The organism is Methylorubrum sp. B1-46, assembly GCF_021117295.1.
Lineage (GTDB): Bacteria > Pseudomonadota > Alphaproteobacteria > Rhizobiales > Beijerinckiaceae > Methylobacterium.
In genome coordinates, this window is sequence record NZ_CP088247.1 from 1,386,809 (window position 1) to 1,400,616 (window position 13,808).

Here is a 13,808-nt window from a genome sequence, read left to right on the forward strand (position 1 = left end):
GGCGCAAGCCTGGCCCGCATCGACAGCCGCTAAATGGGCCATGACATGCTGATGTCGTGGCCGCCGCCTACAGGTCCGCTTTTTCCTACGGAGCGGACATCTGGGCCGGGAGGCTCGAAGGTCTGTAAGGGGTCAGGTGTTCGCATGCCGCCGGTTCGGCTATGCGCCAGTAGGAGACCTTAAGCCTTAAACGATCAAAGGTCCGCTTCTGACGCCAGAGCGGATGCTGATGCGAGGGCAATACGCATGACGGTCATCACGGCGCCGGTGACCTGCGGCTGCCACCGGCCCCATCGACCATGCGGCGGGCGACGAGGCCGAGGGTCGAGCCCTGGACGATGATGGAGAACAGCACGACGGCATAGGTCGCGGCGAGCAGCGCTGGCTTGTGCTCGCCCTCCGGCACGGAAAGGGCCAGCGCAACGGAGATGCCTCCGCGCACGCCGGCCCAGGTCAGGAACGGCACGTTGCGCGCCGAGAGGTTGCCGCCCCACCGGAAGGCGAGGAGCGGCGCCGAGACTGCCGCGAGCCGCGCGGCCAGCACGATGGGGACGGCGCACGCGGCGAGGACGAGCCCGCCGGCCTGGAAGCGCAGGACCAAGACCTCCAAGCCGATAAGCAGGAACAGCACAGAATTCAGCACCTCGTCGATCAGGGTCCAGAGCGAGGACACGTACCCTTGCGTCTCGTCACTCATCGCGTCGCGCGGCGCCCGGTCGCCGACGAGCAGCCCCGCCGCGACCACCGCGAGCGGGCCGCTGAAGTGGAGCTTCTGCGCGAGCGCGTAGGTGCCGGCGACGAGCGCAAGGGTGATCAGCACTTCCACGGGGAAGTCGTCGATGGCCCGCATGGCCCGGTAGGCGACGTAGCCAGTGACCACGCCGAGGACGAGCCCGCCGCCGGCCTCTTGCAGGAGCAGGCGGGCGACGCCGCCGGCGCTGGTCGCCTCCCCGGCCGAGCCGGCGGCGAACGCGACGAGGACCGTGAACAGCACGATGCCGATGCCGTCGTTGAACAGGGCCTCGCCCTGCATCTCGACCTCAAGCGCCTCCGGCACCCTCACGTTCTTGAGGGTGGCCAGTACCGCGACCGGGTCGGTCGGGCTGATCAGCGCGCCGAACACGAGGGCCCAAGCGAGGGGGACGGGCTGGCCGAGGGCGTCGGCCGCGAACCAGAAGGCGCCTCCGACGATGGCGGTGGAGATCAGCGTGCCGACGAGGGCGAGCGTCGCCACCGCCCAGGCCCGGTTGCGCAGGGCGCGCAGGTCCAGGCTCATGGCGCCGGCGAACAGTAGGAAGGCCAGCATGCCGTTCATCACCACGTCGGTGAAGTCGACTTGGCGAAGGACCTGCGTCAGATCCTCGTAGAGGTGCTGAGATGGGAAGGCCAAGTCGAGGCCGACGAGGGCGAGCGAGGCGAGCAGCCCCATCACCAAAAGGCCGATGGTGTGCGGCAGCCGCAGGTAGCGGTGATTCAGCCAGCCGAACAGGGCCGACAGGGTCAGCAGCAGAGCGGCGAGGTCGAAGATGGAGATCACGAGCGTTCCCCCCTTAGGCCGCAGGCGGGTGCTTGGGGCTTCGCAGAAAGCAGGCTCAATGTGCCTGCAGTCGTTCGGTCGCGCCGACGTTCCTGGCCTCCCGCGGCGCCTCCGCCGCCGGGCCTGCGCCGGACCGGCCGCGGAGACGCAGGAGATAAGGGAAGTGGTCCGAGCCAAAGGCGCCGAGACATTCTACCGAGACCACCGCGAAACCGCCTCCGTGGAAGCAGCCGCACCACCTGCCTCTCGGCCGGGACAAGCGAGATGCGGCTCGCGGTCGCGAGGGGCGCGGCCTCCACGGTCACCGTGACGTGCGCGAGCGCCGTCACGAGCGGGACCGGTCCGTCCCCGGCCGCGCGACGCCGTTCAGCCCGTCCCCGCGCCCGGACAGGGCCTTCAGCACGCTGATTGACCCGTCGGTCTCAAGCACCACCGCGGCGGCCTGCGAAAGGTCGTCGAGACCCTCGGAGCGCAACGCCGCGAGGACGTCGTCCCGGGTCATCCGCTGGCGGCGCATCGCGCCCTCGACCAAACGTCCGTCATGGGCGAGCAGGGTCGGCTCCGACTTGATCAGCGCCTTGACCGTGGGCGAGCGCACGCTCGACCACGTGATCAGGAACTGAAGCCCGATCAACGTCGCCAGGGCGAGCACGCCTTCCAGGAGCGCCACCGACTTGGTCAGCACGATGGAGGACAGCGTCGAGCCGAGCGCCACGGTCACGACGAGGTCGAAGGCGTTGAGCTTGGTCAGGGTGCGCTTGCCGGAGATCCTGAGGAACAGGATGAGGGCCAGATAGGCCAGTGGCCCGACGACCAGGACCCGGAGCAAGCCGTGCCAAGTGTCGAAGAACATCGACGGTGACCTCTTGGATTGTCGACTGCGGGCTGCGCCACCGCGTCGGGCAATTCGGGAGACCGGCCCGCACGGGTGCGGGAACCGGCCGTCAGCGCATGTCTTTGGGCAGATGCTTGACCGGGTGCGTCCCGCCTCCCTTGCCCTGGACCGTCCCCTCCGACTGCATCACCTCCGTCGAGGACTGGATGACGTTCGGCGGCGCGACTTGGCCGGAGGGCTGTTCGCGCGGTGCGGCGCCATCGTCCTTCACCGTCGACGTCCCGGGCGGGAGCGTTCCGGCCGTCGGCTGGTCGATGGCGCTGCCGGCTGACTGCGCGGCGGCCGGCAGCGCCACGACCCCCGAGAGCATCGCGACGGCACCGGCAAATAGGATGGCCGCGATACAACCATAAGGGAGAGGACGACCGGCGGTCACCAAGAGATCTCGCTTCGTTCGATGCGCCCGTGCGACGGGTATGCCGAGTTGCAAGTATTCCCCGAACGGCTTGGTTCCTGGCGGGATGGGAAGTGAACGGCGCGCTGCATAAACTGCTCGCCGGCATCCTGATCCTGCCGACGCAGCCCTTCGTCATCGGCGACCAGATCCAGGCGGGCAGCCACGAGTACACGGTCGAGGACGCCTGGGTGCGGGCCACAGTACTTTGCACCTACGACAACCAGCGTGTGCTGCCCCGAATGCGACGCTGTTCGTGGACAAGATCACGGTCATCACCGCGCACGAGAGGCGACGCCTCACCTTCCCGGTGACTAACCGAGGGCGTGCTGGCCGACCCGCCGCCCGAGGCCCAGGTCACGGGGCTGGGAGCGGCCGGCGTCGACATGACCGCCCGGCTGTAAATCGATCCGCCCCGGCGGCGCGACGCGGTCGATGCCCTCGACCCGCCATCGCCAAGGAAGCGCCCAACGCCGCCGGCATCGACCTGCCGTACCCGACCAGCCAGGTGCTGTTCCACGACCAGGCCGAGGAGACCTACGGAAACCGCTCTCGTCTGTGCGAGGGCTGGCCCGCCGGCCGGAATCCCCCGCTCGGCCGCTGGCAGGTCACATGGCAGCGGAGAGGGGCCGACGGGGATGAACGCGCTTGAGCGCCCTCCTCAGTAGGCGCCCTCGTCAGGGATGTTCAGGCCGGTGCCGCAGGCCTTGCAGTGCACGGCGTCCGTCTCGTGCCGCTGCAGGCCGCAGGTCGGGCAGGGGAAGCGTACCTTGTAGGGCCGGAACAGCACCTGGGCGAGGCGCAGGAACAGCGTCACCCCGCAGATCATCACCACCACCGAGACGAGGCGACCGCCGGTCCCGTGCAGGGTGACGTCGCCGTAGCCCGTCGTCGTCAGCGAGGTGACCGTGAAGTAGAGCGCGTCGACGTAGTTGCCGATGGCCGGATTGCGCCCGTGCTGCGTGGCGAAGACGATGCCGGTCATCACGAACACGAACACCGCGAGGTTCACCGCCGCGATGATCACCTCCTCGTTGCGCCGGAAGAACGGGAAGTCGGCGCGCAGGCGGTCGAGCAGCTGGTAGGTGCGCAGCAGCCGCAGGGTGCGCAGGATGCGCAGGAAGCCCGCCCCCTCGCCGACGATGGGCGCGAGGAACGAGGCGATGGCCGCGAGGTCGGCCCAGGTGGTCGGACGCAGGAACTCGCGGCCCGGCCGCGGGCAGATGGCCAGCCGCGACAGGAAGTCCGCGGTCACCGCCGCCCCGATCAGCACGTCGACGCCCTCGACGAGCGGTTCGCGCGGCATGAAAGAGGAGACGATGATGAACAGCAGCGTGGCGAGGTCGAAGGCGAGCAGGCCGTAGCGGAAGCGGTGGGCGCGGTCGGTGTCGCCTTCGTACAGGGCTCGAAGCCTCTCTGTCAGGTGTGGCATGCGCCTGGAAATGCTCGCTCGCGGGGCTCGGAGGCCGAAACCCGTACACCGGACACGGTTCCGGCCACCTGAACGGGGTGCCGCCCGTCGCACCCGCCTTGTGTCGTCACCGGGGCCGGGTTGTGCCTGCCGCACGCCGATGCGATAGCCCGCACGAGGGTGCGCGGTCCGTCGGTCGGACCGGCAGGACGAGCGCTGGTCGGGCCGCCAGCGCCGGAGACCCGTGCCCGTGTCGTCCTCCCCCCATGCCGTTGCGCGGCCTCGCCGCCGTCCCCTGTCGGCCCTGCGCGACACGCTCGTCAGCGAGGCCGGCGGCGGCCTCGTCCTGATGGCCAGCGCGGCGCTCGCGCTCGTGGTGGCGAACTCCGCCCTGGCGGACACCTACTTCGCCGCGCTCAAGGCCTATCTCGGCCCGCTCTCGGTCCTTCATTGGATAAACGACGCCCTGATGGCCGTGTTCTTCCTGCTCGTCGGGCTGGAGATCAAGCGCGAGATGCTGGACGGGCGCCTGCGGACCTGGCCCGACCGTGTGCTGCCGGGGCTGGCCGCGGCGGGGGGAATGGCCGCCCCGGCCCTCGTATACGCCGCCGTGAACTGGTCTTCGCCCGAGACGCTGCGGGGCTGGGCGATCCCGGCCGCCACAGACATCGCCTTCGCCCTCGGCGTCCTGGCGCTGCTGGGATCGCGGGTGCCGGTATCGCTGAAGGTGTTCCTGACGGCGCTCGCCATCATCGACGACCTCGGCGCGGTGCTCATCATCGCGGTGTTCTACACCGCCGACCTGTCGCTGCCGATGCTGGGCGGGGCCGCTCTGGTCCTCGCCGTGCTGTACGGGATGAACAAGGCCGGCGTGGCCCGCCTCTGGCCCTACCTCCTGCTCGGCGTGGTCCTGTGGGTCCTCGTGCTCAGGTCCGGGGTGCACGCCACCGTTGCCGGGGTGCTCCTGGCGATGACGGTGCCGTTGCGGCTGAGCGTGGGCAAGCCGGACGACCCGACCTCGCCGCTGCACCGCCTCGAACACGCGGTGCAGCCGTGGTCGGCCTACCTGATCCTGCCGGTCTTCGGCTTCGCCAACGCGGGCGTGTCGCTGGCCGGGTTCGCCCCGCACATGCTGCTCGACCCGGTCACGCTCGGCGTGGCGCTCGGCCTGTTCGTCGGCAAGCAGCTCGGCGTGTTCGGCCTCGTTCTCGCCGCGGTGCGCCTCGGGGTGGCGCAGCGTCCGGCCCACGCGACCTGGGCGCAGGTCTACGGCGTCTCGCTTCTCTGCGGCGTCGGCTTCACCATGAGCCTGTTCATCGGCCTGCTCGCCTTCGCGGACGCGCCGGCCCTGGAGGCGGAGGTCAAGATCGGCGTGCTCGCCGGCTCGGTCGCCTGCATGATCTCCGGGGCGCTCGTCCTCTTGGTCGCCACCCCGAGGGAGCAACGCGCGCGGCCAAGCCCGGCCTGACCGAGCGGGCCAATCCGGGAAAGGGGGCGGCCGGCGCGTGTTGAACCCTCGACACTCGCCAAACCTCCCGGGGGGACCGGACCCGTTCATGCTTCTCGACGCCACCGCCATCTCGTTGACGGACATCCTCCTCCGACTCGGCTCGGCCACGGTCTGCGGGCTGGCGCTCGGCTTCGAGCGGGAGCGCAAGGGCAAGGACGCCGGCATCCGTACGCACGCCCTTGTCGCCTTGAGTTCCGCGGTCATCACCACCTCGGCCCTGAGCCTCTACGCCGAGGTGCAGGCCCGCGGCGGCGACGCCGATCCCCTGCGCGTCATCCAAGGGCTTGCGCAGGCCATCGGCTTCATCGCGGCCGGTATGATCTTCGTCGCCCGGGGCGACGCGGAGCGAACCGTCCGCAACCTCACGACGGCCGCCAGCGTCTGGCTCGCGGCCTCGGCCGGCATCGTGGCCGGCGCGGCGCAGTTCACGTTGCTCGCGGTGGCGATGGGCTTCGGGCTGGCCATCCTGGTGCGGATCACCGCGCTCAAGCGGTTCGGGCTCGCCCGGGAGGAAACGGAGGATTGAGCCGATGTCGATGAACGGGAAAGTGCCACCCGCCCGGGCTCGGGCGGCGGAATGGGAGGGGCGCCGGTGAGGGCGAGGGTACGGGCCTGGATCGAGTTCCTGGGCGACCAGTTCTGGCTGCGTCCGGCGCTCGTTGTGCTGGCCTGCATCGGCTTGGCGCAGGCGGCCGTGTGGCTGGAGACCGCGCACATCGCCGGCTACGACCCGTCCTCCCCGGACGCGAACTGGGGCTGGGCCGGGGGCGCCGAGGGGGCAAGGGCGCTGCTCAGCGCCGTCGCTTCCTCCACCATCGGGGTGGCGGGCACCACCTTCTCGATCACCATCGCGGCGCTGACGCTGGCCTCGAACCAGATGGGGCCGCGGCTCCTGCGCAACTTCGTGCGCGACGCCCGCAACCAACTGGTGCTCGGCATCTTCCTCGGCACATTCGCCTACGCGCTGATGGTGCTGCGCACGGTGCGCACCGTCGAGGAGGAGACCTTCGTTCCGCACCTCGCCGTCTCGGGTGCCGTGCTGCTGGCGCTGGTCTCTCTCGGGACGCTGGTGTGGTTCGTCCACCACGTCGCCACCAGCATCAACGTCGAGACCGTGGTCGACGCCGTCCACCGCGACCTCTGCGCGGCCGTCGAGGCGCGGACCCGCGACGAGGCCGATGTCCAGCCACCGACGGAAGCCCCGCGCGGCGGCCCGGTCGCGCCGGCGGACGGCGGCTACCTGCAGGCGGTCGACACGGATGGCCTCGCCGACTGGGCGCACGAGCGGCGCGTCGTCCTTGCCCTGAGGGTTCGTCCGGGCGATTTCGTGCCACGGGGATTCCCGGTCGCCTTCCTTTCCGCGGGCGTCGAGGACGCCGCCGGGGCCGTCGGCCGCGCGCTCACTTTCGGACGCCGCCCCGCGGCGTTGCAGGATCTCGAATACTCGGTGCGGCAGCTCGTCGAGATCGCGGTACGGGCGCTCTCGCCCGGCATCAACGACCCGATGACGGCGGGCAGCGTGCTGGACCACCTGGGCGACGCCCTGTGCCGGATCGCGCCGCGCCACCTGCCGACTGGGGCCGTCGCGCGCGAGGGTCGCATCGTGCTCGTCCATCCGGTGACGGACTACGACGGCCTGTGCGACGCGATGTTCCACATGATCCGCCAGAACGCCGCCGGCTCGGTCCACGTGCTCGCGCGGATGCTGGACGTCCTGACACGCGCCGCAGAGGTCGAGCGGCTGACCTCGCGCCTGACCGAGCTCGGGCGCCATGCCGACCTCGTCCTGGCCGCCGCGCGGCGCGACGTCGCCGACCCGAGCGACCGCGCCGACCTTGAGGCGCGGCACGCTCGCTTCGTCCGGGTGAGGACCGGAGCGGGTCGATCCGTCGGGTGAATGAACAATGCATGCTAGGTCGATGAAGAGCGTGGCGCCTGCGGGGTCGACCCATCGGGATCAAGCGGCGGCTGTACAAGTTGAGCGAAGGACCGCGCCTGACGAGGATCCGATGATCGACAAGCCGAGATATGGTTCGACCCTGACACGCTCGCTCGTGATCATCCCGTTGATGGGCTTCGCAGGAGGCTTGATGCCACAACCGGCCGCCGCGCAAGACGGGGGGGCGGTGGATCGCGCGCGGGCACTCACAAAGGACCGCACCCTACCAAAGGCAAGGCCCGGCGCGGTCGGGACTCCTCCGATCATCACGAGGAGGGGGTCGTCGGTCCGGGGTACGCCCGCCCCATCGAAGGCGCGCGACGCAAGGAGCCGATGATCGTCGGGGAACTCTCTGCGGCAGGCCCGTTCGGGCCGTGGCGTGCGCGGCGGAGCGAAAGGTATGGCGCTACCGCAAGGCCAAGGCGTCGAACCAGCCGTGCGCGGCGCCGTAGCGGATGATCTCGGCGCGGGTTCGCAACCCGAGCTTCTCGGCGGCCCGCGCCTTGTAGGTCTCGACCGACTTCACGCTGACATCGATGCGCCGGGCGATCTCCTTGTTGCTGAAGCCTTGCGCGATCAACCGCAGGGTCTCGGCCTCGCGCGGGCTCAGCGGCTCGCGGCCTTCCGCCGTGCCCGGGCGCCCGTCCGAGCCGGAAGTTTCCGCCAGGGCGTGGCCGGCAATGGAGGGGTCGAGATAGACGCCGCCGGAGGCCACGGCCCGGACCGCCCGGAGCAGGTCGTCCGCAGCCGAGCGCTTGAGGAGGTAGCCTCGCGCGCCGGCTCTCATCAACGGCTGCACGTAGGCCGCGTCCTCGTGGACGGTCAGCACCAGCACCTGGGTGCCGGGGCATTCACCCTTCACCCGCTCCGTCAATTCGAGGCCGTTCAGTCCGGGCATCGAGACGTCGACCACGGCGACGTCGGGCGCGACGGCGCGGATCATCGGCAGCGCCTCTCCGCCGTCGGTGGCCTCGCCGACGAGCTCGACCTCCGGGTCGGCGTTCAGCAGCGCCCGGATGCCCGCGAGGACGACCGGATGGTCGTCGGCCAGGATGACGCGAATACGGTCCATGCTGTTCCCTCTCGTGGGTCAGGCGGCTGGCGTCACCGGGATGCGGACGAACAGCGTGGTGCCGACGCCCGGGGATGCCTCCAGCGCGAGCGTGCCGTTCAGGAGGGTCAAACGCTCGCGGATGCCCGAGAGACCCAGCCGCGGCTCCGTCGGCGTGCGCCCCACAGAAACGGCAGGGCCCGGTTCGAAGCCGACGCCATCGTCCTCGATAATGACCTGGACCTCGTTCGGGCGACGGTCGACGCAGACGCTGACGGTGGCCGCGCGGGCGTGCTTGAGGACGTTGGTGAGCGCCTCCTGCACGATCCGGTAGACCGCGCTCTCGACGGCCGCCGGGAGGCGCGACGCATCCCCGACGAACTCCAGATCGGATCGGACGCCGTGGCGCTGTCCCCACTCGCGCAGCAGCGTCGCCAGCGCCTCGCGCAGCCCGAGGTCGTCCAGGGCGGTCGGGCGCAGGTCGATGGCGGCGCGGTGGATGTCGCGCCCGATCTCGCCGGCGAGGCGCTGCAGCCACTGGATCTGCCGTCCGGCTTCGGTCGAGGTTTCATGCGCGTCGAGCAGACGTTCCAACCCCTTGAGGCCGAGCGACAGGCCGGTCACCGTCTGGCCGACCTGGTCGTGCAGCTCGCGGGCGATCCGGCGCTGTTCATTCTCTTGTGCCTCGCCGAGGCGGCGCAGCAGGTCGAGCCGCTCCGCCTCGGCCCGCTTGCGCGGCTCGATGTCCGAGACCACGCCGTAGACGAGGCCCGCAGGGTCCCCCTGCCGAAGCCGGGGCGCTCGCCCGGTCAGGCGCACCCAGCGCGACGCCGAACCAGCCTGGAAGACCCGGAACTCCACGTCGAGGGTCTTGCCCTCGGCGAGGCTTCGCCGCACCGCCGCCGCCATCCGCTCCCGGTCGCCGGCGTCGACCGCCCGGAAGGCGATGTCGGCATCCGCGGTCATTTCGCGCCCCTCCGGCACCTCCGCTTCCCAACCCAGGAGCTCGGCGGCGCGTCGGGAGGCCGTCACGGTCTCCTCGGCCGTATCCCACCGTAGGGTGCCGAGCTCCGCGGCCTCGGCGGCGACGGCGCCCTGCTCCTTGCTCGACCGCAGGGCGAGGGCGAAGCGCGCCTGCTCGCCCGCCCTCCGCTGGGCCATGTCGCGCCCGACCAGCCCGACCAATGCGAGGCCGAGGCCGATGCTCAGCACGCTGCCGCCGGCCAGCAGGATGTAGGAACGCGAAACCGGCGCGTTCAGCGTGGCGACCGGCATACCGAAATGCACCGACCAGCCGCCGGTGTCCTTCAGGGTGCGGTAGACGACCTCGACGTCCGGCCCTTCCAGCGTCGATCCGGTGTAGAAGCCCTGCGGCTCCCGCCGGATCGCCGCCAGCAGGGCGGCGCCGGCCGGGTGGCCGAGTTCCTCCGCCTCGGCCCGGGTGCGTGCGATGGTGTTGCCCGCCGCATCGACGATGGTCCCGACCCAGCCCTCCGGCGCGCCCGCGTCGCGAAGGATCGCGCTGACCGCGCTCGTGGCGAGACCGACCGAGAGGACGTGGCGGAGCGTTCCGTCCCGGACGACCGGCACCCGCAGCGCGATGAGGCGCTTGCCCGAGATCGGCCCGAGCGGCCCGATCCCGCCGACCACCGGCCGCCCCGTCCGTACCACCGCATCGAAGCTCGCGCGGTCGGCGGTGGGTCCGAGCTCGTCGTCGAGGGAGCGGAGGAGGTTGACGACCTGCACGCCGTCGGGACCGGCGAGCTCGACGGTCTCCCAGAGCGGGTGCTCCCGCCTCAGTCGCTCGGCCTCGGCATAGAAGGCGGTGAGGTCCGGCCGGTCGAGGCTCGCCGAGGCGGCCTCGGCTCGGAGGACCGCGATCTGCGTGGCGATGTCGGAGGCGACGCGCTCGGCCACCCGGGCCACGCTCGCCACGGCGGCGCTGCGGGTCAGTCCACGTTGCTGCTGCGCCATGAGCGTCGCCACCCAGCCGCTAAGCAGCAGCACGGGAATGGCGGCCGCCACCGCGAGCGCGACGAAGGTCCTGCCGTTGCCGCGATGGATCTCGGGGCGGCCGGCATCGCCGTTCTCACGTCCGGCGGACATGCGGGGGCAACCGATCAGGCGGGGCCGTGGCGGACGTTCCCGCCGGTGAGACCGGCCGAGCCATGCTCTCCACCACAGGGTCGGCCGCGACTGCGCTGCCCTCGACAGGCATGCCGGCGATGCCGTCATCCCTCAGCACGCGCGGGTCGGTCACCGTCTGCTCGTCGCCGAGGAGGCGACGTCCCGACGCGATCACCTGCAGGACTTGGCGGTCGCCCCCGGTGGCGGCGTTCCGTTCCAGGTCCCGCAGCCGTTCGACGAGGTTCGGCGGCGCGGCCGCACAGTCCTGCAAGCCCGCCTCGACCAGGGCGGTGACCACCCGTTCGAGGCTCCCGAAGGTCCGGCCCTCGAACGAGCGGGGTCGCTTCCGTCCCATCGCCTCTCCGCCGCCTTCCCGACGGTCCTCAAATTTCTGCCTTAGGGCCAGGGAAACCAGGGGTCGAGAGAAAGGTCCGCGACCTAGACCAAGTTCGGGTCAACCGCCCCGTTCCGGGTCACGGGGCCGCGAGCCGTCACGGCCGGATGGGGAACTCGCTCGGCGAAGTCCCAGGTCGATCCATCGTAACCCTCGTACCAGGCCCGGCGCTCGCGGGAGTCGGCCGGATGGGGGCAGGCATCCCGCGGTCGCCCGAGAGCCCGGGCGCGGGATCCCTGCATGATGACGTCCATGAGCATCGCCACTCCCTCCACCGCCTCGACGTTTACGAAGTGGCTTCGAGTAGCGCCCGTATCCTAGCTGGCGACAAGCGGTTTCGCCGGGCGCTGCCGCTCTCACCGACGCCTGTCAGGTTCATCCCGACACCGCCCGGGCGCTGGAATGCTTGGGCGTGGCCCCGCGGACACGGGACCATGCATCGGGGGTCAGGAGTTCTTGTTGTACTTGAACTCGGGCGCGTTCTTCAGTGCGTCCTTGTCGGTGTCGACCATCGCCTTGAGCTTGCCGTCCGCCTTGTGCAGGAAGATCGACGAGGGGTCGACCAGCACGTAGCGCTCGCCCATGCCGAGGAAGCCGCCGACGCTGACGACGACGCCGGTGACCGTCTTGCCGTTGTCGATGACGAGATCCTCGACCTCGCCGATGGTCTCGTTCTGCTTATTGTAGAGGTTCTTGCCGACAAGCTTGGACGAGGTCACCTCGGCCGGCTTGGCGGTGACGAACTTGATCTTGGCGGTCGCGGTGTCGGCCATGGTCATTCCGCCCACGCCGCCTGCCGAGGTCGGCATCGCGGTGCCGGCCGGCGGCGTTTTCATCTGGTTGGTCTGGGCGTCGGCTGGCGGCTGGGCCGCCTTGTCCTGTGCGAGCGCGGGGCCGGCGAGCACGGAACTCGCGAGGAAGACGCCGAGTGCGAGGTTCTTCATCGGTTTCACCTTTCTATGCTGACGTGGGCTTGACCCGTCCCGAGGTCGGACCGGCGCACGCCGAGGGAGTCGGGAACGGGTGGCGACCCGGCGGGAATGCCGAGTCTCCTCTACGAAGGTCAGTAGCCGCAGGTGCAGTAGGAGCCGCGGGCGCCGTACCCGTATCCGACCGGGGCATAACCGTAGCCGCCGTATCCCCCGTAGTAGGCCGGCCGGACCGCCGTTGCGGCGAGGCCGAGCCCGAGGCCGGCAGCCAGGCCGAGACCGGGATAGCCGCGGCGGTAGCCGTAGCGTCGCCCGTAGCCGTAGCGCGGACCTCCGAAGCCGACGCGACGGTACCCGCCGAAGCCGCGGCGATAGCCACGGAAGCCGACCGAACGGTGCCCACGGAAGCCGTGGCGGACGCCTCGGAAGCCGCCGTGGTGGCCGGCGAAGCCGCCATGGTGGAAGCCATGGCCCCTGCCGAAGGGCCGCGCCTCGCTCGACGGCGAGAACAGTACCAGGCTCGATACGGCCGCGATGGCCAGTGCGAGACGTTTCATCGGATTTCAGCTCCGTGATGGTGTGGCTGACCCTTGCGGGCCACGACCGTGATGGGTTCGACGGGGGGGCCTATGCCTTGGCCCTCGGGCCGGACGTCGCTGCGCCGGACCGCCGGGGACGCTCGGGCTCGGCGTCCCTCTCCCCGCTCATCGGGTGATCTGTGGCACCGTGGATGGGCGCGCAGTCGGAGAAGACCGCATTCCTGTCGGGACAAACCTGACACGCCCCTGGGCGCCGCCTCGGGGTCGGCTTGCGCGGCCGGTTTGGTTCACGAAAGCTTAAACCGGAGCCGCCGACCCTGTAGCCATCTTGCGGGCGACGGCTCCCGTCCGACCGATCACAGGGACGAGGGAGAGACATGAGGTCAGCCATCGTTCGGAAGGCTCGGCTCGCTTGGGGAAGACGGCCGGAGACCGGAAGCGCGGCCGGCACGGGCGACGCCCAGGTGCCGACGGTCCCGGCGGACGTGTCCATCGAGGACTGGGCACGCCTCGGCGGTGGCCTGGCATCGGCCGACGCCGACCTTCAATGCGTCCTTGGCGGCACTGCCACTGGCGGCCGCGGCATCCGATATCCCGGTTATGTCGTGTCGCCATCGCCATGACACCGGATCGGGCCAGTCGGTCCTGCAGGCCCCGTCGACCTGCCGACGGTAGCGGCGCTGGCTAAGCGAGCTGCCGGGTCCGGCCAACGACAACGGCGCCACCTCGTGGCCGCTTTGGGCCGCGGGCGGGATGGCGGTGGATCTGCTCCTGCTCGTCGGCCTGGCCGGTATCCTCGCGTCCTGATGCCGGTCGTTCGCGAGCGCCGACGGTCTAGCCCGATTCGCACGCCCCGGAGCGAACCGGCCGAAGGAGATCTATCATGTCACGTTCCATGCTTCGCAAAGGCCACTGGCGGCAACTCGCCTTCGGGCCATGCCCTGCGGCTCCGCGCGCGTCCGATCTGGTCCTGGCCGTCGTCGCGACGTCCTTGCTCGCGAGCCTCTGCCTGCTGGCGGCGGCCAACGTCGCTGCCGACCTGGCAGGCTGACCGTCGCGGGTTTCGGCCGGCCTCCCGGACG

At 70.6% G+C, this 13,808-nt stretch carries 15 protein-coding genes; 5 read left to right on the forward strand and 10 right to left on the reverse strand.

The features are described 5' to 3' along the window. Positions 1 to 256: 256 nt before the first annotated feature. The 3 genes from LPC10_RS06580 to LPC10_RS06590 form a co-directional block, all read right to left on the reverse strand. On the reverse strand, positions 257 to 1,537 hold the full coding sequence (locus LPC10_RS06580; protein ID WP_231345978.1) for a sodium:proton antiporter: 1,281 nt from the start codon (positions 1,535 to 1,537) through the stop codon (positions 257 to 259). Between the two features lie 325 nt (positions 1,538 to 1,862). After that, a complete protein-coding gene (locus LPC10_RS06585) occupies positions 1,863 to 2,390 on the reverse strand; it encodes a DUF421 domain-containing protein (RefSeq protein WP_231345979.1) in 528 nt (175 codons plus the stop codon). Between the two features lie 91 nt (positions 2,391 to 2,481). Continuing rightward, a complete protein-coding gene (locus LPC10_RS06590; protein ID WP_147018131.1) occupies positions 2,482 to 2,742 on the reverse strand; it encodes a hypothetical protein in 261 nt (86 codons plus the stop codon). Positions 2,743 to 2,900: 158 nt separating this feature from the next. On the opposite strand from LPC10_RS06590, the gene LPC10_RS06595 reads away from it, so the two are divergent. Next, positions 2,901 to 3,140 carry a mechanosensitive ion channel domain-containing protein gene (locus LPC10_RS06595; protein ID WP_231345980.1) on the forward strand — a complete coding sequence of 80 codons (240 nt, stop codon included), beginning with the start codon at positions 2,901 to 2,903 and terminating at the stop codon, positions 3,138 to 3,140. Between the two features lie 347 nt (positions 3,141 to 3,487). Here the strand turns inward: LPC10_RS06595 and LPC10_RS06600 are convergent, their stop codons facing one another. Then, positions 3,488 to 4,258 carry a potassium channel family protein gene (locus tag LPC10_RS06600; RefSeq protein WP_147025456.1) on the reverse strand — a complete coding sequence of 257 codons (771 nt, stop codon included), beginning with the start codon at positions 4,256 to 4,258 and terminating at the stop codon, positions 3,488 to 3,490. A gap of 229 nt (positions 4,259 to 4,487) precedes the next feature. Between LPC10_RS06600 and nhaA the strand changes: the two genes are divergently transcribed. The 3 genes from nhaA to LPC10_RS06615 all read left to right on the forward strand — a co-directional run bounded on the left by nhaA (position 4,488) and on the right by LPC10_RS06615 (position 7,644). Then, the gene (gene nhaA, locus LPC10_RS06605) at positions 4,488 to 5,705 is read left to right on the forward strand and encodes a Na+/H+ antiporter NhaA (RefSeq protein WP_003599711.1); all 1,218 of its coding nucleotides are present in this window, start codon (positions 4,488 to 4,490) and stop codon (positions 5,703 to 5,705) included. An 88-nt stretch (positions 5,706 to 5,793) separates the two neighbouring features. Then, positions 5,794 to 6,273 (forward strand): MgtC/SapB family protein, encoded by a 480-nt coding sequence (locus LPC10_RS06610; protein WP_231345981.1) that lies wholly within the window; start codon positions 5,794 to 5,796, stop codon positions 6,271 to 6,273. Positions 6,274 to 6,339: 66 nt separating this feature from the next. Beyond that, positions 6,340 to 7,644: a DUF2254 domain-containing protein gene (locus tag LPC10_RS06615; protein WP_231345982.1), complete on the forward strand. Its 1,305-nt coding sequence runs from the start codon at positions 6,340 to 6,342 to the stop codon at positions 7,642 to 7,644. Positions 7,645 to 8,092: 448 nt separating this feature from the next. Here LPC10_RS06615 and LPC10_RS06620 read toward each other — a convergent pair whose 3' ends face one another. From LPC10_RS06620 to LPC10_RS06640, 6 genes are all read right to left on the reverse strand, one after another. Next, the gene (locus LPC10_RS06620) at positions 8,093 to 8,758 is read right to left on the reverse strand and encodes a response regulator transcription factor (protein WP_147018128.1); all 666 of its coding nucleotides are present in this window, start codon (positions 8,756 to 8,758) and stop codon (positions 8,093 to 8,095) included. An 18-nt stretch (positions 8,759 to 8,776) separates the two neighbouring features. Then, positions 8,777 to 10,843: an ATP-binding protein gene (locus tag LPC10_RS06625; protein WP_231345983.1), complete on the reverse strand. Its 2,067-nt coding sequence runs from the start codon at positions 10,841 to 10,843 to the stop codon at positions 8,777 to 8,779. Then, positions 10,827 to 11,219: a hypothetical protein gene (locus tag LPC10_RS06630; RefSeq protein WP_231345984.1), complete on the reverse strand. Its 393-nt coding sequence runs from the start codon at positions 11,217 to 11,219 to the stop codon at positions 10,827 to 10,829. Before LPC10_RS06630 ends, LPC10_RS06625 begins: the two co-directional genes overlap by 17 nt. 83 nt (positions 11,220 to 11,302) lie before the next feature. Next, positions 11,303 to 11,518: an Rmf/CrpP family protein gene (locus tag LPC10_RS25570; protein WP_370644668.1), complete on the reverse strand. Its 216-nt coding sequence runs from the start codon at positions 11,516 to 11,518 to the stop codon at positions 11,303 to 11,305. Between the two features lie 186 nt (positions 11,519 to 11,704). Further along, a complete protein-coding gene (locus tag LPC10_RS06635) occupies positions 11,705 to 12,202 on the reverse strand; it encodes a PRC-barrel domain-containing protein (RefSeq protein ID WP_231345985.1) in 498 nt (165 codons plus the stop codon). 119 nt (positions 12,203 to 12,321) lie between these two features. Then, positions 12,322 to 12,744 carry a hypothetical protein gene (locus tag LPC10_RS06640; protein ID WP_231345986.1) on the reverse strand — a complete coding sequence of 141 codons (423 nt, stop codon included), beginning with the start codon at positions 12,742 to 12,744 and terminating at the stop codon, positions 12,322 to 12,324. 865 nt (positions 12,745 to 13,609) lie between these two features. On the opposite strand from LPC10_RS06640, the gene LPC10_RS06645 reads away from it, so the two are divergent. After that, entirely contained in the window at positions 13,610 to 13,777 is a 168-nt protein-coding gene (locus LPC10_RS06645; RefSeq protein ID WP_231345987.1) for a hypothetical protein, read from the forward strand. Positions 13,778 to 13,808: the final 31 nt, after the last annotated feature.

Excerpts from the sequence above, each read along its gene's own strand:
- LPC10_RS06585 (WP_231345979.1), bottom strand. The coding sequence starts at position 2,390 with ATGTTCTTCGACACTTGGCACGGCTTGCTCCGGGTCCTGGTCGTCGGG.
- LPC10_RS06645 (WP_231345987.1), top strand. The coding sequence starts at position 13,610 with ATGTCACGTTCCATGCTTCGCAAAGGCCACTGGCGGCAACTCGCCTTC.
- LPC10_RS06640 (WP_231345986.1), bottom strand. The coding sequence starts at position 12,744 with ATGAAACGTCTCGCACTGGCCATCGCGGCCGTATCGAGCCTGGTACTG.
- LPC10_RS06590 (WP_147018131.1), bottom strand. The coding sequence starts at position 2,742 with ATGCTCTCGGGGGTCGTGGCGCTGCCGGCCGCCGCGCAGTCAGCCGGC.
- LPC10_RS06630 (WP_231345984.1), bottom strand. The coding sequence starts at position 11,219 with ATGGGACGGAAGCGACCCCGCTCGTTCGAGGGCCGGACCTTCGGGAGC.
- LPC10_RS06620 (WP_147018128.1), bottom strand. The coding sequence starts at position 8,758 with ATGGACCGTATTCGCGTCATCCTGGCCGACGACCATCCGGTCGTCCTC.
- LPC10_RS06600 (WP_147025456.1), bottom strand. The coding sequence starts at position 4,258 with ATGCCACACCTGACAGAGAGGCTTCGAGCCCTGTACGAAGGCGACACC.
- LPC10_RS06635 (WP_231345985.1), bottom strand. The coding sequence starts at position 12,202 with ATGAAGAACCTCGCACTCGGCGTCTTCCTCGCGAGTTCCGTGCTCGCC.
- LPC10_RS06625 (WP_231345983.1), bottom strand. The coding sequence starts at position 10,843 with ATGTCCGCCGGACGTGAGAACGGCGATGCCGGCCGCCCCGAGATCCAT.
- LPC10_RS25570 (WP_370644668.1), bottom strand. The coding sequence starts at position 11,518 with ATGCTCATGGACGTCATCATGCAGGGATCCCGCGCCCGGGCTCTCGGG.
- LPC10_RS06610 (WP_231345981.1), top strand. The coding sequence starts at position 5,794 with ATGCTTCTCGACGCCACCGCCATCTCGTTGACGGACATCCTCCTCCGA.